Source organism: Candidatus Oscillochloris fontis (genome assembly GCF_004138135.1).
GTDB classification, from domain to species: Bacteria; Chloroflexota; Chloroflexia; order Chloroflexales; family Chloroflexaceae; genus Oscillochloris; species Oscillochloris fontis.
Genome location: NZ_RYFD01000006.1, coordinates 30,992 through 48,162 on the forward strand (window position 1 = coordinate 30,992; position 17,171 = coordinate 48,162).

The window sequence follows — 17,171 nt, forward strand, 5'->3', positions numbered from 1 at the left end:
GTTGGGGTTCCCCCGGCCATCTGGGGCGCGATGCTTCGCCCCTACGGGATGACCGGGTATGGTGGGGCATGGCGGGGCCGGGGGATCATGTTGGGGTTCCCCAGGCCATCTGGGGCGCGATGCTTCGCCCCTACGGGATGACCGGGTATGGTGGGGCATGGCGGAGCATCGTAACAAAATGTCGTGTTTATACGGTATATGATAGTAAAAATGAATCTTCACAACCTTGATCTATACCAATTATGCCATACGACCCCTCTAAACATCACCGCCGTTCAATTCGCCTGCGTGGGTATGATTACACCCAACTTGGCTCCTATGCTGTGACAATCTGTACCCAAGATCGTGCTCCAATTCTAGGTAATTTGAACAATTTTTCGGTAACGCTCTCGCCAATTGGCCATATCATCGAACAGTGCTGGATTGCACTACCATACCATTTTCCGCATATTACCCTTGATGTTCATATTGTAATGCCCGATCATTTTCACGGTATTATCACGATCAACGTGCCAATGGCCAAAGGAATAGCATCAGCAACGCAGGTCTCTTCCAATGGGACGACTCCTAACTCACTTGCAGCTATCGTTCAGAATTTCAAATCGGTATCAACTCGTCGCGTAAATCAGATGCAGCATACCATTGGATCAACACTTTGGCAGCGTAACTACTACGAACATGTGATTCGTAGCGAGGAGGAATTGGTTCGGATACGCCAGTATATTCTCGGTAATCCAGCGCAATCAGTGGAGTTCGAACGCTAAGAGGGGCAGGCTAGATGAACCAGGGGGGCGATCTCAGAATACCGCTGGAAAACTAAGGAGCGAGGGCTTCCCACCCTCGCTCCCTGAAAGAATTTTTCAACAAATATCCAGACCCTACTCCTCCCCCTTCTCCTCAGGTGGCGGTGCCTCAACCGGGGGCGCAGGATTGGGAGCGATACCCCCCACCTGCAATACCGCATCGCGCAACTCCTCCGCCGCCGAGCGCCAAGTGGCGCGGAAGCGCGGGTGCGCCTTGATGTAGATCGGATCACCAAAACGCACCGTCACCCGATGCGGACGCGGTATAACCACCCCCTTCGGCATCACCTTTGTTGTATCGAAGAGATAGGTCGGAATCACCGGCGTGCCAGGAAAGTCGGCAATCAGACGCCCCACCCCGCCCAAAAACGGCCCGACCTTGCCGTCTTTGCTGCGTGTCCCTTCCGGGAAGAGCAGCAGCGCATAGCCCTCGCGCAGCGCCCGCGCCGCATGGCGCAACGGGTCTTGCCCACCGCGCCGATCACGCGATATCGGGATGGCATTGAAGAGTACCCGCGAGATGAACTGCCAGATCCCGCCCTGAAAGAAGTAATCCTTCGCCGCTGCGGCCACAAAGCGCTCACGCGCATGGCGCGGTAAGGCAGTATAGATCACCGCTGTATCGGCATGGCTACTATGGTTGGCCACAATGATAAAGGAGCCTTCGGTGGGTAACTTCTCAGCCCCCTCGACCCGTGGGCGCACATAGACCCGCACAAAGAGCCGAAAGAGAAACGGGACAAAACGTGCCGCCACATGACGGCTCCGATAGAGTCGCATGACTACTCCGCAGATGGGTGAGTGAAACATCTCCACTCACCCACCATGATCATCAACTATTCCGAACGGACCCGCGCTATCGCCTCACGATCATAGCGCAGGATGGGCTGCCGCGCAGCACGCACCTCATCCACCCGCCGCACCGGCGCTTTGGTCGGGGCCGCATGCAGCAGTTCGGGTGCCTCAACCGCCTCGCGGGCGATCTGGAGCATCGTGTCAATAAAGACATCCAAGGTCTGCTTGCTCTCAGTCTCGGTCGGTTCGATCATCAATGCCTCAGGCACGATCAGCGGGAAGTAGATCGTTGGCGGGTGGAACCCGTAGTCAATCAGCCGCTTGGCAATATCGAGGGTGCGCACATCCTTCGGTGCCCCGGCAATCTGCCCCTTCAGCACCGACTCGTGCATGCAGATGCGGTCAATCGCCTGTGGATAGACATCCTTCAGCTTGACCCGTACATAGTTGGCGTTGAGCACCGCCATCTCGCTTACCTCGCGCAGCCCGGCTGCACCCAGCGTGCGAATGTAGGTCCACGTCCGCACCAGCATGCCAAAGTTACCATGGAACGACTTCATGCGCCCGATGGCCTTTTCGGGGTTGGCCAGCGCATAGCTGCCGTCGGTGTTCTTCACCACCACTGGCCCCGGCAGGAAGGGGGCCAGCGCCGCGCTACACCCCACCGCCCCACTCCCCGGCCCACCGCCACCATGGGGCGTGCTGAAGGTCTTGTGCAGGTTGTAGTGCATAAAGTCGAAGCCCAACTCGCCCGGCTTGGCAATTCCCAGAATGGCATTGAAGTTGGCTCCGTCACCATACATCAAGCCACCCACGCTATGCACAATCTCACAGATCTCGACGATCTGCTCGTCAAACAGGCCCAGCGTATTGGGGTTGGTGAGCATCATGCCCGCTGTGCGCGACGACACCTTGGCGCGCAGGTCGTCCAGATCGACATTCCCGCGTGCATCACCCTTCACCTCCACCACCTTCAGGCCGGTCATCGCGGCAGTGGCCGGGTTGGTGCCGTGGGCCGATGTGGGCACCAGCACCTCCACCCGATCATGATCACCGCGATCCAGGTGGTAGGCGCGGAAGACCAGGATACCCGCAAATTCGCCGTGCGCCCCGGCAGCCGGCTGGAGGCTCACCGCCGGAAAACCGGCGATCTCGCCCAGGTACGCCTGCAACTCATAGATCAACCGCAGCGCCCCCTGCGAATCGGCGGCATCCTGAAGTGGGTGCGCCGCCGCAAAGCCCGCCATACGCGCCGCCTCTTCATTCAGCTTGGGGTTCCACTTCATCGTACACGATCCGAGCGGATAGTAGCCGGTATCTACACTGTAGTTACGCTGGCTAATGCGTGTATAGTGACGCACCACCTCCGGCTCGGTCAGTTCGGGAAAATCGGCCAACCCATCCTGGCGCAACAGGTCAGTCGGCACCTCGCACTCCGGCACATCCAGCACCGGGAGGCTCGTACCATACTTCCCTGGTGTCGAGAGTTCGTATATATGTGGCTCGTAGGTATTCATCAATCTACCTTCATATTCCGCCCAATACCCCAACCAGACGATCAATATCGGCCTTGCTGGTCATCTCTGTCACCGCGAGCAGCATGGCGTTGCCCAACTGCGGCTCATCGTTGGCCAGATCGTAGCCGCCGATGATGCCCTGGCTACGCAACACCGCATTGATCTCGGCGGCAGGACGCGGCAGCGCCACCGCAAACTCCTTGAAGAAGGTGCCGCTGGTGAGCACGCGGTAGCCGGGCAACTTGGCAATCTCGGCAGCCGCATAGTGGGCACGGTGGTAGCAGAGTTCGGCCACCCGGTGCATCCCCTGTTTGCCCATCAGGCTCATATAGACCGTCGCGGCCAGCGCCATGAGCGCCTGGTTGGTGCAGATGTTACTCGTCGCTCGCTCGCGGCGGATGTCCTGCTCGCGTGCGCGCAGGGTGAGCACATACGCCAGTTGGCCATCAACATCCTTCGTGATACCCACGATGCGCCCAGCGATCTTGTGGACATGCTTCTGCTTGGTGGTAAAGATGCCTAGGTAGGGGCCACCAAAGTTCAGCCCGATCCCCAATGGCTGGCCCTCAGCAGTGGCAATATCCGCCCCCACCTCGCCAGGAGTCTGAAACAACCCCAGCGCAATCGGGTCGAAGTGGAGACACAACAACGCCCCCTGCGCCTGCACCTGCTCGGCCACCCCGCGCAGATCGTGAATCTGGCCCATGAAATCAGGGCTTTGCAGAATCACCAGCGCCGTCTGGTCGTCCACCTGCGCCAACGCCTCGGCCACGCCACTCCCTGGAGTCTCGTCACCCGTGATGGTAACATCGAGCGCCTGGAGGTAGGTGCGCAACACCGCCCGGTACTGCGGATTCACATTACGCGCCACGATAATCTTGCGCCGCCCGCGCACCACATTCAGCGCCATGATCGCCGCCTCAGCCAGCGCCGTCGCCCCATCATAGTGCGAGGCATTCGCAATCTCCATGCCGGTCAGCGACGTGATCAAGCTCTGGTACTCAAAGATTGATTGCAGCGTCCCCTGGCTAATTTCGGGCTGATAGGGCGTATAGGCAGTATAAAACTCGCCCCGGCGCAGGATCTGATCCACCGCTGCGGGGACAAAATGGTTATACGCCCCAGCCCCCAAAAAGATCGGGTGGCTATGCGCATGCGCATTCTGGCCACTCATGGCCAACAACTCACGCACCAGTTCCGGCTCGGACAAGGGTGCAGGCAGATTCAGCGTCGGAAAGCGCTTGGCAGCAGGCACATCAACAAACAGGTCAGCCGTATCGGCTACCCCGACGGCCTGGAGCATCGCGGCCCGCTCAGCCTCGGTAATCGCAATATAGTGTGACATAGAATTATGCTACAGGACTATAAGAATTGGCAGAAAGATCTGCGGGGGCGGCGTCGCCGCATAGTCATTATCCTCGGTGGTACACCCTATCAACCGCAGAGAACACAGAGGGACGCAGAGGGATGGGTTTCGCGCTCCCTGGGGTGACGACCTCTGGTTCTTCCTCTGCGTTCCTCTGCGTCCTCTGCGGTCAACAACCGGGGTACAAGCAGACACGTAACCAAACGCATATTCAACTGCGCCGCCTCCGCCCCCCCGGCATAGACATACCCCTAATGCCCGCGCTCCTCGCAGAAGGCCGTGTATGCGGCAGCATCCAACAACTCCTCCTCCGCACCGGAGGGGCGTACCCGAATCAGCCATCCCTCACCATACGGATCGCGGTTGATCGGCTCCTGGCTCGCATCCAGATCAGCATTCACCGCCACCACCTCACCGCCCACCGGGGCGTAGAGGTCGGAACTGGCCTTGACCGACTCGATCACCCCAAACGACTCACTAGGGGCAATCAGCGTCCCCACCTTGGGTAGCTCAATATAGACGATGTCACCCAGTTGATCCTGGGCAAAGTCGGTAATCCCGATCACCAACTCATCGCCCTCGACGCGCACCCACTCATCGGACTTACTGTAGCGCAGTTCCTCTGGGACGTTGTAGCTCATGGTTACTTGCTCCTCTTATGGATGCCGCAATTGGGCATCACTTCTTATACCGAGGTGTATAGAACGGCATCTTGATCGCCCGTGCCCGCACGGGCTTCTCACGAATGATAATATCAAATTCACTGCCCTCGCGGCTCAGTTCCATCGGCACATAGGCTATGCCTAAAGGCCGCCCGACTGTCGGCGCAGGCATGCCCGTCGTCACCGAACCCACCAACTCACCGGCCAGATTATGCACCGGGTATTCACCACGCGCAATGCCCTTACCCACCATCTCAAACCCGGTCAGACGGCGACTAACCCCACGCGCCTTGATCTCGGCTAACGCTGGGCGGCCAATAAAATCGCCCTTATCGAGCTTCACCACCCAACCCAGCCGAGCCTCATAGGGGTTGATGGTATCACTAATCTCGTGGCCATACAGCGCCAGACACGGCTCAAAGCGCAGGCTATCACGCGCACCCAGACCACACGGCTTCGCGCCAAGAGCCACAAGTTTATCCCAGAAATCAACCGCATGGATCGCATCGAAAAAAAGCTCAAATCCATCTTCGCCGGTATAGCCGGTTCGTGCCACAAGTGTTGTAAAGCCGAAGAGTGAACTCAGCGCCACCCCATGGAAGGGCAACCCTGCAAGGCTCCCCGCATCAGCCTCCTCGGCATGAACCAAGAGATTCTCGGCCTCTGGCCCCTGTAAAGCCAACATCGCCCAGCGATCCGAGCGCCCGACAATCTCGACATCGAAGTCCGCAGCATGTTCCTGGAACCACTGCCATACCCGCTCACGGTTCGACGCATTCGCGACTACCAGATACTCTTCGGGCAGGTGATAAATGAAGAGATCATCAATGATCCCGCCATCAGGCTGACAGAGCAGCGCATAGTTAGATTGACCCAGCGGAATGGCCGAAACATCGCAGGTGACCACATACTGCAAGAATTCCTCAGCCTGTGGCCCCCGCACCATGAAGCGCCCCATATGACTAATGTCAAAGAGCCCAACATGCTCGCGTACCGCATGGTGCTCATCAATGATGCCCGTATAGAGTACCGGCATCTCCCAGCCACCAAACTCGACCATACGTGCGCCCATGGCGACGTGCTTTTCGTAGAGGGGAGTTCGCTTTAACATGATCATTCTTCCCGATGGGCAAGTTCATGGGGGAAACGCCCCAGCGAGCTTCACCCACCCTAGCGGGTGGTTCCATCACCCGGCGAGTCTGTCGCGAATATGCCGGAGCATCTCGCGGCAATCAATGGCATAGTCGGCCAATTCATCATCACCACTCGCCCGTGCCACAGCCGCAAACTGCGCAAGCGCGTGCAGAGCCGACTCATCTAATAAGAACGGATAGTGATCCAGAACCTCGATTATTGCTGCTTCACCCTCGACACTCAACAGCGCCTCAATCGCCTCTTCCAGATTCATACTGGTTGACTGCTGCGCTATCGCAGCGGCCCGCAACGCCGCTACCGCTTCGCGACGCTCCTCCAAGCTACTCGCCAACCGATCATGGCCGCTATCAAGGGCGTGTTCGATCTCTTCTGCCAATAACGCATCCACCTGCGGATGCAACAGCAGTGGGTAGTGCTGCACCAACTCCTGCACCTCAGCCGGACTGGTGGCCTGCATCAAGGCGCGCAGCGCCGCTGCGGGTAACTCCGTCTCGGCAATGGGCGGGCGTACCTGCCCCACCTGACTCAACACCTGACGTGCCTGTTGCAGACTCTCCGCCACATCGTGGGCGCGCTGCTCCACCGCCACATCCGCCAACTGGGCCAGCGTGAGATCGGTGGCAGGTGCCAACAATACCGGGTACTCACCCAAAACCCGCTGGAGATCCTCTGGCGTCTGTGCATCCAGCAACGCCGCCACCGCCAACAGAAGGGGCGGCTGGGCCGTATCATCACGAGATGCACGATCCGCTACCGACTCTGCGGGTTGCGCCGCCCGTCGCCGCTGCATGCGTTCTAAACGCCGCGCCAGCCCATCAAGATCTTGGGCAATATCCACATCCGCGAGGTAGGGCCGCCGCTGCTCCTCAGGGATCGCGCCCACCAACAGTGCATGCAAATCACGCGCCTGATCACGCCACGCATGCTCGGCCATGCCCGGTGCCACTACGAAGACGACCTGGCGCGCCAAGCCGTCATGGAAGAGCAGAGGTGCCCCTGCCGGGCCATGGTCGCCACACTGAGGACACACTACCCGATTGAGTTCACCGCGTCGCAATGCCTCAACCGCCATCGGCTGCTCTTGGGCATCGAGTATCAGCCAGATCGCAGCAACAACATCGGCTCCACAACTTGGACAGGTGAGATTGGCCTGCTCCTGGTACGAGATTGGCATAGTGAGATCTGAGACATGTACAATCAATCATTCTCTACACCTATTGTACCATGTGGCAGCACCGCACTATACCACCTCAATCATATAATCCTGGCGTACCTCATGAACCACGCCCGTCAACTCCAACGCCAAACAATAGCGCCCGCGCATCGTTGGGGTCAGGCGCAGCCGATCCACCTCAATGGCCTGACAATCCGGCGGCAGATCACGCATGCGGATCGTCTCGGCCAGCAGTTGCCCCTGTGGATCAGTGAGCCGCGCCACTAATCGCGCCCCGCCAATGGTCATCTGCGCATCATTGATCAGATAGAGCGGCAGTTCAACCGCCTCCCCCAGACTATATGCGCGTGGCGGGAAGAGGCAAAAGGCGTACTGCGGGCTAAAGGCCATCCGCATGGCATAGTAGGAACGCTTTGGTACCCGCCAGTAATCCACCACACTCCACAAGACCGCCGGGTAGGGATCAACAAACAGAAAGGGGATGATCCCGCCATTAGGCCGATATTTGTAGAAGCGTAGCCGATCAATATAGTAACGGTTGATGAAGATCTGGTAGTCCTGGGTCAGATCAACCAATTCGGCCAGCGATTCGGCTTGACGCCAAGCAATCCAGTTGTCCATGATCTCGGCCTGAAAGCCGTGGTGGATACTCAGACGCGCAATCGCCTCGGCATCGAGCGGATCGGGCATGAAACGGCGACTACTCTCGACATTCGGGAAACTCTGCGCCCCAAACTCGGTAACAAAGCTCATGTTGCCACTGAAGCGCCGCTGCATCACCTCGGCATCATCGAGCGTCCCATAGGTACGGTACCAGCCAAAATAGGCGTGCCCATCGGTACCCCGCCGCAGGTAGGGCACATCCGGCTCACCCGAACTGCGGATCGCCGGGCGCGTCGGGTCGTCGGCTTCCACCAGCGCCTTGAGTTGGCTATCCATCACATCGCGGTTCCAGTTGAAGCCAAAGCCGGTCGCATAGGTACGCAAACGCGCCAACAGACTCTCATCGGTCGTATCCTCGATCAACACCGCCTCGTTATGCATACACCAGATCACGACGCTCGGATGGCTCCCCAAGAGCCGCGTCATCTCCAACACTTGCCGCCGCGCCTCCGGCAGGATCTGCTGATCGTAGAGCCATTGTAGTGGGAAATCTTGCCAGATCAGGATTCCCGCCACATCCGCTGCTTCATACAGCGCCGGGTGATCAATATGGGCGTGAATGCGCAGCATATTCATGAAGCACTCGCGCACCAAGAGCAGATCCTGATCGTAGCGCTCACGAGTCATAGTAGCGATCCACATATCACCCGGTGGATAGTTATTCCCCTTGGCCTGAAAACGCACCCCGTTCAGATGCGGTGCCCAGTTGCGTAACTCAAAACGCCGCACGCCAAAACCAAACGCGCAACGGTCACTCACTCCTTCTTCCAACACCACCTCAACCTGCACATCATACAGATCGGGCCGCCCCAGGTCGTGCGTCCACCACAAGCGCGGCTCGCGCAACTTGAACAACCCGCCCACCTCCTGCTGCCCCGCACGCAACACCCGGCGCTGGATGATCGTCTGTACGGGTGCCACAAAGGTGCGCGGCGTAAAGGTGAAGCGCAGCGTGACCGCACAGGCATGCGCAGCATCAAGATCGAGATCGAAGCGAATCTGGGCGAAACGCTCATCGCAGGCTAGGGTCAGACAGCGGGCATGGGTGAGGCGCAGCGGGCCACTCTGGTGCAACTCAACGGGGAGCCAAAGCCCGCCCGGATTGGCATACGGATCGAGGCAGTCCCAATGCGAAAAGACCCCCGTAATCATCCGCTTGCCACTCTTATTGCGCTCTTCGGGGCTATCAAGCTCGATCAGCAGATCGTTCTCGGCCTGGAGCAACGCGCCGACCTCATACTCCACGGGAGCAAAATAGCCCTCGTGGCTGCCCACGACCACCCCGTTCAGGTAGACCCGGCTATAGTAGAAGGCACCGTTCAACCGCAGCCAGCGCCGCTGCCCCGCCGCGCCCTCCGCAGCCGCAAAGTGGCAACGATAGACCACCTTACCAATATGGGTAGACAATTCGGGAATCTGCTGCCAATGCCCCGGCACGACTGCTGGCAGCCAGCCTTCATCATCACGAGGATAGATGCCTTGGGTAAAATGTTCGAGCGGGCGAATCTGCCAAGCGGTGTTGAGGGTTTGATCAAGCATGAGGTTTGAGGGTAAATGCTACTCAGCAAAAAGTTCGGCGAGCACCCCCAGCACTTTGGTTTGCGTCGTTGGGGTAATACGACCAAGATATTTGACGAGCCGCCGCTTATCCACGGTGCGAATCTGATCAAGAACAATATGGGCATCTTTGCCATCAAAACGGGTCGCAACACGCGATGGATACGCACGCGCTTTTGTGGTCATAGGAGCCACAATCACCGTCTGAATGTAGTCATTCATTTCATCCGGCGAGATAATGAGACATGGGCGAGTCTTTTGGATTTCAACACCCACTGTTGGGTCGAGGATCACCAAATAGACATCAAAACGCTTCATTCCCACTCCCATTCCGTCGTATCCCAAAGGGTTGCTGGTTCCTCAGCATCAAGCAGCGCATCGTCGTGTTGTTCGGCCATACGCTGAAACTGCGTCGCCCACAGCGCACGCGGCGCAGAACTAGAGCGCACGATCAAGTGGGTGCCTTGAACTTCCAATTCGATGGCATCAATCAGACCCACCTGATCGCGTACAATTTTTGGAATACGAACACCATGTGAGTTGCCAATTTTGACGAGGCGGGTTTTAATCACTGTGCTCATACGTGTATCCTTTCAACGTAGGTACAGTGTAATTACAATCCACGCTGGTGTCAAGCACAGATGCGACCGTAACTGTTCACCCTTGGGGTAAAAGAAATCTCGTGTTGACGCCAAGGCGCAAGGACGCAAAGGTTTTGTTGCAGGCTTTGCGCCTCTGCGTCTTTGCGTCAAAACCTGGAAGCTAGGAGAAGTGTGAACAGTTACATGCGACCAAGCGCAGCCCAGACCTGGCGATACACCGCGATCCGCTGGCGGCGTAGTTCACGGCGATGCCCCAACAGCCATTTCAACCCTTCGACAAGCAACTCATACAGATAGCCCAGCCGCAGCACGAGGCGCAATAGGCGTGCAAAGCGCCACCCGAACCAGATCTGGGCCAAGCGGATCTTACTCGACTGGAACCAGATATGCCGCCGCGCCAGCACCTGTTCGCTACTCTTGCCCTCATAATGCATAATCTCGGCGTCAGGCACATAGGCAACCCGTCCCTCCCGCTGCAACCGCGCCTGCCATTCCAACTCCTCACTATACATGAAGAAGCGTTCATCAAACAGTCCCGCCGCCTGGATCGCCCGCCCGCGCACCAACAGCGCCGCTCCCACCAGCCAATCCACGCGCTGCACCCGCGCCTCAAACTGGTTGACGCAGCGATAGTGGCGCAGCCACGGGTTGTGCGGCCAGAGCCGCTCCAACGGGGTACTCTCCCAGAATAGTGTCATACGGGTGGGGAAGTGCCGCCGCGAAGATTGCAGGCTGCCATCGCCATACCGCAAACGTGGCCCCACCACCACCAGATCAGGATGCGCCTGCATCTCGGCCATCAAGCGCCCCAGCGCCCGCCCCACCACCTCCGTATCCGGGTTGAGCAACAAGACATACGCTGGTGCAGTGGTACGCGGTTGCACGCCCAGCCCCAAGCGCTCTAGCGCCAGATTATTGCCCGCCGCAAAGCCCAGATTCGCCCCGGACTCGATCAACTCAACCTGTGGAAACTCAGCCCGCAGCATCTCCGGGGTACCATCACCACTCGCATTATCCACCACCACAATCCGCGCATCCAGATCACTCAGCGCTAACGAATCAGCAACCGATTGCAAACAGCGCCGCAACAAGTCGCGTACATTCCACGAAACAATGACAATTGCGAGTGTGGGCATAATAGCACCATGGGGGTAATACCAATTCCTGAAGAAGCTACCGCATTGTCACGCTGAGCGAAGCGAAGCGTCTCGGACGGGATTCCTCGCTACGCTCGGAATGACAATGCGGTATATTCACCAGGAACTGGTATAATGAGGGGGATTGGTTCGGGAGATATTATACATACCCATACTCAAGAAATGTACGTGGATTCAGAATCGCAACTCCGCGATATGGATGAAGATCAAGAAGATCATTATCTCCACTTATAATCAATTTTGCATCCCCACAGATTGCCACTTCAAGGAATTTATTATCTTTCGGGTCACGACAAGCAATAATAGGCTCAATAATCTCTACAAGTACAGTTTTCTGCAAAAAAATTGTCAGAAAACGCTCTCGTACATCGCGTGAAAGATAGCGATCAAATTTTTCTCGTAAAAGTACTGTAGTTAATTCAAGCGTCGTTGCTTCCGAAACAAGCACAATCCCTCCTACAAGAGCAGCGTCTACTGCCTGACGTGGTACGGATTGACGAAAAAGTGCAGCGCTAACAATGGTGTTTGTATCAATAACAAAGCGATTACTCATAGTCATTAAGAATTTGGTCAAGAATTTCAGGAGTTAATCCACGCGATTGCGCCTCATCACTCATTTCATCCATAATCTGCTGTAGCGTTCCCTCTACAGGCATCACACTAGTCCGGAAAAGCAGGCGTACAAGTAATTGTACTTTCCGTCGTTCTTCTTCCGTTGCAGCATAGTATTTCGCCGCTGTTGCAGTATCAACCGGAATCATAATCGTTGCATTGCTCATGATGAATTCCTTGACCACCCTACTTCTTAGGTGTACCCTCTGATAGAGAGTATAGCACGTTTGTTTGTAGTATACCACTCAAACCTAAGCCTTGCGCTGCTACGAACCTCAACTACTGTCCACTCTACCATGTTGGGTGAGTGAGATCCATCCCCACCCAATCCATGGTACGCTCTCTATACGCTATTCGTATCAACACATGGAGCAACACATGAATCGTAACACCATGATCGGGATCGCCGCCGGAGTGCTCGTCGTCGTGATCGCCCTCGGTGTATGGCTCTATACCTCCGTCCAAGGTGAAACCCAACCCGCCAGCGGGCCAATCACCGCCATCCCCTTAGCCACCAGCGCCCCCACATCGCCCCCCGCTGGTGCCACGATGGCCCCGGTTACCAATCCAACCAGCGCCCCCACAACTGGCGATCTGCTGCGCTTCCAGATCGTGCAGAGTGAATCGACCGCCACCTTCACCATTGATGAGGTGCTGAATGGCAACCCCTTCACCGTCGTTGGAACCACCGACCAAGTTGCCGGGGAGATTGCGGTCAATCCGACGGATCTCAGCACAGCCCAAATCGGTACGATCACCGTTAATGCCCGTACCCTCGTCACCGATAGTGAGCGCCGTGACCGGGCGATTAAAAATGCTATCCTCAATACCGATACCTATGAGTTTATCAGTTTCGCTCCCACCACAATCACGGGCCTGAGTGGTAGCGGCACTCCCGGAACGCCCTACACCTTCCAGATTAATGGCAATCTCACCATCCGCGACAAGACTGTGCCGGTCGTCTTTACCGCGACGATCATGGCCGAGAGTCCCAACCGCATGAGTGGTACCGCTACTGCCACCGTCAACCGCGCCGACTTTGGCCTAACCATTCCGAGTGTGCCCATGGTCGCCAGCGTGAGCGAACAGGTCACCATCGCCATTAATCTTGTGGCAACCGCGCCGTAAAGATCACGCCGCCATATGCGGGCAACCAAGCCGCGCCACCTTCTATGGTAACGCTATCACTCACAACCGCGAGCGTCCATTCAGCCGCAGGCAGGGGCACCCGCCCCACCTGCGGGCCATTGTTCAGCACCACGAGGCCGATCTCGTCACCGTCGCGACACTGGTAGGCGTAGTGGCCCGCCACATCATCAAGGTAGACCGTCTGCCGTACCCCGCGCCACAGTGCTGCTGTCGCCCGCCGAACAGTACCTAAACGCCGGTAAAACGTCAGCAGATCCTGATCCTGCTCTGCTCCCCATAGCATCGGCAAGCGCGCCTCCTCCGGGTGTCCGCTTCCATCAGCGTGGCGGACATCGTCGCGCTGACTCAAGCCGACCTCGGTGCCATAGTAGAGAATCGGTGGGTGCGGCAGGGTATATTGACACAGCGCGGCCAATTTGAGCCGCCGCCGATCCCCGCCCACAATCCAGAGGAAGCGGTTCATGTCGTGGTTGTCGAGAAAACTGGGCAGCACAAAGCCCGGCGGAAAGGCGCTCAGATGGCGGCACACGAAGCTATCAAACTGGCTCGCCCGTATCTCATGGAAACCGAAGAAGAGCCGCAGCGCCTGGAGTAGCAGAAAATCCAGACACCCATCGAGCCGCCCGCTATAGGTGCGTAGCAGATCGGCGGTCTCGACTGCCTCACCAATCAACACCACCTCAGGTTGTATGTTCCGCATCGCAGCACGGAAATCCACCCAAAAAGCATGCGAGGGGCCGATATTATAATCCAGGCGGAATCCGTCCACCCCCTGGCGCAACCAGAAGGCCGCCGCATCAATCAATGCCTGCCGCGCATCAGGATGATCGGTGTCAATCTGCGGCAAACTGCGCACCCCAAAGAACGAGATGTAGGTCTCTGGGTACTCGGTGAAGGTGAACCAGCCATACGTCGGGCTGTGCGGGTCACGACACGCCGCTTGGAAGGCCGGATGTTGATCCGAGACATGGTTGGCGGTAAAGTCGAGCAGCACCCGTATCCCGCGCACATGGGCCGCATCGAGCAATTCCCGCAGATCAGTCAGGGTGCCTAAACGCGGTTCTACAGCATAGAAATCGGTTGTATCATACCCGTGGTGCGAGGGGCTTGAAAAGATCGGTGAGAGCCAAATCAGCGTCACCCCCAACGCAGCGATCTGATCAATCTGCTCGATCACGCCCGCCAGTGTGCCGCCATAGAATCCGTTAAGGTCATCCGGCTGCGTAAACGCACGCCCACCACCAGGAGCGTAACGATCTACAAAGACCTGATAAATCAGCCCGTCATACAACCAATCTGGCGTCTGCTCATGATCGACCCGAAAAGCAAACGTGCGCGCCCGCCGCACAAAGGTCAACCCAAACTCCACCCCCATCGCGTGCAGGTAGATGTCGCCCGGTGACTCATCCCCCAACACGGTTCCATCACCCGGCGTACTGCCGATGATCTCGCTGGCCCAACTGCTACCATCCTCCAGGCTCGACCATGCCTCAATCCGGTAACGTACCGTTGTCCCCGCCGGTTGGGGCGGAATGTCAGCCACCCACTCCTCCAGGTAGCCCCACAGGAAGGTCTCCCACCGCACCGCCTGGCGCACAAAGGCCACCATCTGCGAACCATCCCCCGCTACCCCACGCGCTCCAACAGGTTCACCTCCATCGGTCGTGAAGTAGCAGGTCACCCGGTCGCCAGGAATATGCGGGCCAAGCGAGACCCACAACCGCACCGGCTGATCGGGGATCGGATCAATTGGCTCGATACGGTGGCGATGCGCAATCCCCGCTAACTCCGCCTGCATGGCCCCCAATCGCCGCGCATCGGTCGCCAGTGTCCCAAAGATAAAATCGGACGAGACATGATCCGCCCCCATACGCTACCCCTTTACGCCACCTACCGTCAGCCCCGACTCCAGGTAGCGCTGGAGGAAGAGGAAGACCAAAATAGTTGGAATGATGATCAGTAAGCCGCCCGCCGCGAAGTAGCCCCACGGCACACTCTGGCTGTTCGCCATACTGTATAGCCCCGGCACTACCAACTTCATCGAATCGGGTGCAGGTACCAGCACCGAGGCAAAGATGAAGTCGCCCCAACCCGCCAAAAAACCCAGCAGCGCTGTCACCGCCAACGCCGGGCGCGCCAGTGGCAACGCAATCAACACAAACGACTGCACCGGCCCACAGCCATCAATCTGGGCCGCCTCCTCCAACTCCACCGGGATAGTATCGAAGTAGCCCTTCATATTCCAGGTACTAAAGACGAGCGTGCTGGTGGTGTAGGCCAGGATCAAGCCCTCGTGCTTCCCATATAAACCGAGTGCAGTGAGCAATTGCGCCACCGCCACCAGCGAGAGCACCCCCGGAAAGGTCTGGATGGCCAGCAGTAAGATCAACCCAAACTCGCGCCCATAGAACTTGAAGCGCGAGAAGGCAAATGCGGCTGAGGTGGTCACCACTAATGACACCACGGTGGTAACACTCGCCACATAGAGGCTATTGCGCAACCACGTCAAGAGTGGTTTATCGAAGAGCATCGTGCGATAGTTCTCGAACGTCCACTCCAAGGGCACAAACATCCCCGCCAGATTCAGCGTATAGAGCCGGTCACCCACCCGCCCAGACGCGATCAGGGCAAACCAGAGTGGATAGATCGCAAAGAGCGCACCGAGGATCAAAATGCTATATTGCAGCACCAATGCCGCTGTGGTCGGTTTGCGTCTCATGACTCAAATGCCCCTTTCGTGATCTTAGTCATCCGCAAACTATAGAGCGTGAGCGCAAAGAGGAAGATGAAGAGAATGACCGCAAATGCGGTCGCCCGCCCATAGTTCTGGGTCTGGAAGATCTGCTTAAAGGCATAGACGATCACAAACTCGGTCGCCCCCGGCTTGCCCACCGATTGGATCGGCCCGCCCTGGGTGATCGCCCAGGCCGTCCCGAACATCTGGAAGGCGGTGATCGAGGTCAGGACGGTGGCAGGCAAGATCGCGGGGCGCACCAAGGGCAGCGTGATGCGGGTCAGTTGTTGCCACCAACTCGCGCCATCCAGATCCGCCGCCTCATACACATCGTGCGGCACCGATTGCAGCGCCCCCAAGATGGTAATCATAAAGAAGGGGTACGAGAACCACGTATCAACCAATACCACCGCCGCAAAGGCGGTGAAGGGATCCTTCAGCCATGCCATCCCCGTCAGGCCAAAGATGCTGAGAACCTGGTTGATCGTTCCCTGCTCACGGAAGAAGAACTGCCAGATCAGCGCCATGAGGATACCCAACGAGGATGCGGCCCAAGGAATAAAGAGCGCAATCCGAAAGAAGGTACGCCCCGGTAGATGTTCACTATTCAGAATCAGTGCAAAAGTCAAGCCCAAAACAAAACTGAGCGGCACCCGCGCTATGACAAAGATCAGGGTCCGCCCCACCACCACCACAAAATCGCCGGTATCCATCAGCACGTTATAGGCCGCGCCGATATTGAGCGCAAACGCCAACACCAAACTCAAACCTAGCCCTCCCCACCAGAGTGTGGTACGAGAGACAGGCGGCGTCGCTAGTTTGGCAAAGCGCTTGGTGAGCACCCACGCGGCAATCAGCGGCAAGAAACAGAGCACCATCAAGAACATCGAACCTAATGCAGTTGGGGTAAACATCGTCCCCAACAGATCGGCATAGTTCTTGAAGATCGGGTCTTGCAGGCCATAAGGCGAACCCAACCCCACTGGGGCACGGTCGCGGAACTGCGGCCAACAGAGTGGCTCCAACAACCCCGTCAGGAACACCGTACAATCAGGATTGGGGCGAAACTTATTGCGGTCGGTAAAGGAGACATAGGTACTGAGCACAATTGGGTAAACACTGAACAGCAGAATACCGATCAGTGTTGGCCCAATGAAGAGCAGTATCGTTAGTGCCTTCCGCCGGGCTGACCATGAGACCATAAAGTCACCTCCGGTGGGATTCG

17 protein-coding genes are annotated in these 17,171 nt (G+C 57.6%); 2 read left to right on the forward strand and 15 right to left on the reverse strand.

Features of this window, described 5'->3' with window-relative positions; translation table 11 throughout:
* Positions 1-242 precede the first annotated feature (242 nt).
* Positions 243-764 (forward strand): transposase, encoded by a 522-nt coding sequence (locus EKD03_RS04240; protein ID WP_129627924.1) that lies wholly within the window; start codon positions 243-245, stop codon positions 762-764.
* Positions 765-878: 114 nt separating this feature from the next.
* On the opposite strand, the gene EKD03_RS04245 is transcribed toward EKD03_RS04240, so the two are convergent.
* The 12 genes from EKD03_RS04245 to EKD03_RS04300 form a co-directional block, all read right to left on the reverse strand.
* Positions 879-1,583: a lysophospholipid acyltransferase family protein gene (locus tag EKD03_RS04245; RefSeq protein WP_129627926.1), complete on the reverse strand. Its 705-nt coding sequence runs from the start codon at positions 1,581-1,583 to the stop codon at positions 879-881.
* 56 nt (positions 1,584-1,639) lie between these two features.
* A complete protein-coding gene (gene gcvPB, locus EKD03_RS04250; protein ID WP_129627928.1) occupies positions 1,640-3,115 on the reverse strand; it encodes an aminomethyl-transferring glycine dehydrogenase subunit GcvPB in 1,476 nt (491 codons plus the stop codon).
* Between the two features lie 10 nt (positions 3,116-3,125).
* A complete protein-coding gene (gene gcvPA, locus EKD03_RS04255) occupies positions 3,126-4,460 on the reverse strand; it encodes an aminomethyl-transferring glycine dehydrogenase subunit GcvPA (protein WP_129627930.1) in 1,335 nt (444 codons plus the stop codon).
* Between the two features lie 272 nt (positions 4,461-4,732).
* On the reverse strand, positions 4,733-5,122 hold the full coding sequence (gene gcvH / locus EKD03_RS04260; RefSeq protein WP_129627932.1) for a glycine cleavage system protein GcvH: 390 nt from the start codon (positions 5,120-5,122) through the stop codon (positions 4,733-4,735).
* A 37-nt stretch (positions 5,123-5,159) separates the two neighbouring features.
* Positions 5,160-6,254: a glycine cleavage system aminomethyltransferase GcvT gene (gcvT, locus tag EKD03_RS04265; protein ID WP_129627934.1), complete on the reverse strand. Its 1,095-nt coding sequence runs from the start codon at positions 6,252-6,254 to the stop codon at positions 5,160-5,162.
* A 75-nt stretch (positions 6,255-6,329) separates the two neighbouring features.
* Entirely contained in the window at positions 6,330-7,472 is a 1,143-nt protein-coding gene (locus tag EKD03_RS04270; protein WP_129627936.1) for a CpXC domain-containing protein, read from the reverse strand.
* A 66-nt stretch (positions 7,473-7,538) separates the two neighbouring features.
* Positions 7,539-9,674 (reverse strand): glycoside hydrolase family 2 protein, encoded by a 2,136-nt coding sequence (locus EKD03_RS04275; RefSeq protein ID WP_129627938.1) that lies wholly within the window; start codon positions 9,672-9,674, stop codon positions 7,539-7,541.
* Positions 9,675-9,692: 18 nt separating this feature from the next.
* The gene (locus EKD03_RS04280; protein ID WP_202976760.1) at positions 9,693-10,010 is read right to left on the reverse strand and encodes a type II toxin-antitoxin system PemK/MazF family toxin; all 318 of its coding nucleotides are present in this window, start codon (positions 10,008-10,010) and stop codon (positions 9,693-9,695) included.
* Entirely contained in the window at positions 10,007-10,273 is a 267-nt protein-coding gene (locus tag EKD03_RS04285) for an AbrB/MazE/SpoVT family DNA-binding domain-containing protein (protein WP_129627940.1), read from the reverse strand. The genes EKD03_RS04280 and EKD03_RS04285 overlap by 4 nt, the downstream gene beginning before the upstream one ends.
* Positions 10,274-10,473: 200 nt before the next feature.
* Entirely contained in the window at positions 10,474-11,430 is a 957-nt protein-coding gene (locus EKD03_RS04290) for a glycosyltransferase family 2 protein (protein WP_129627942.1), read from the reverse strand.
* 160 nt (positions 11,431-11,590) lie between these two features.
* Positions 11,591-12,004, reverse strand: a complete 414-nt coding sequence (locus tag EKD03_RS04295) for a putative toxin-antitoxin system toxin component, PIN family (protein ID WP_129627944.1) — start codon at positions 12,002-12,004, stop codon at positions 11,591-11,593.
* Positions 11,997-12,230, reverse strand: coding sequence for a hypothetical protein (locus EKD03_RS04300; protein ID WP_202976762.1), 234 nt, complete (start codon positions 12,228-12,230; stop codon positions 11,997-11,999). The genes EKD03_RS04295 and EKD03_RS04300 overlap by 8 nt, the downstream gene beginning before the upstream one ends.
* A gap of 211 nt (positions 12,231-12,441) precedes the next feature.
* Here EKD03_RS04300 and EKD03_RS04305 point away from each other — a divergent pair, with 211 nt between their 5' ends.
* Positions 12,442-13,191, forward strand: a complete 750-nt coding sequence (locus EKD03_RS04305; RefSeq protein WP_238613383.1) for a YceI family protein — start codon at positions 12,442-12,444, stop codon at positions 13,189-13,191.
* On the opposite strand, the gene EKD03_RS04310 is transcribed toward EKD03_RS04305, so the two are convergent.
* From EKD03_RS04310 to EKD03_RS04320, 3 genes are read right to left on the reverse strand one after another with little or no spacing between them, the layout of a single operon-like run.
* Positions 13,166-15,082: an alpha-amylase family glycosyl hydrolase gene (locus EKD03_RS04310; RefSeq protein ID WP_129627948.1), complete on the reverse strand. Its 1,917-nt coding sequence runs from the start codon at positions 15,080-15,082 to the stop codon at positions 13,166-13,168. The two genes, EKD03_RS04305 and EKD03_RS04310, sit on opposite strands and share 26 nt — an antisense overlap.
* A gap of 3 nt (positions 15,083-15,085) precedes the next feature.
* On the reverse strand, positions 15,086-15,931 hold the full coding sequence (locus tag EKD03_RS04315) for a sugar ABC transporter permease (RefSeq protein ID WP_129627950.1): 846 nt from the start codon (positions 15,929-15,931) through the stop codon (positions 15,086-15,088).
* A complete protein-coding gene (locus tag EKD03_RS04320) occupies positions 15,928-17,148 on the reverse strand; it encodes a carbohydrate ABC transporter permease (RefSeq protein ID WP_129627952.1) in 1,221 nt (406 codons plus the stop codon). The genes EKD03_RS04315 and EKD03_RS04320 overlap by 4 nt, the downstream gene beginning before the upstream one ends.
* Between the last annotated feature and the right edge of the window lie 23 nt (positions 17,149-17,171).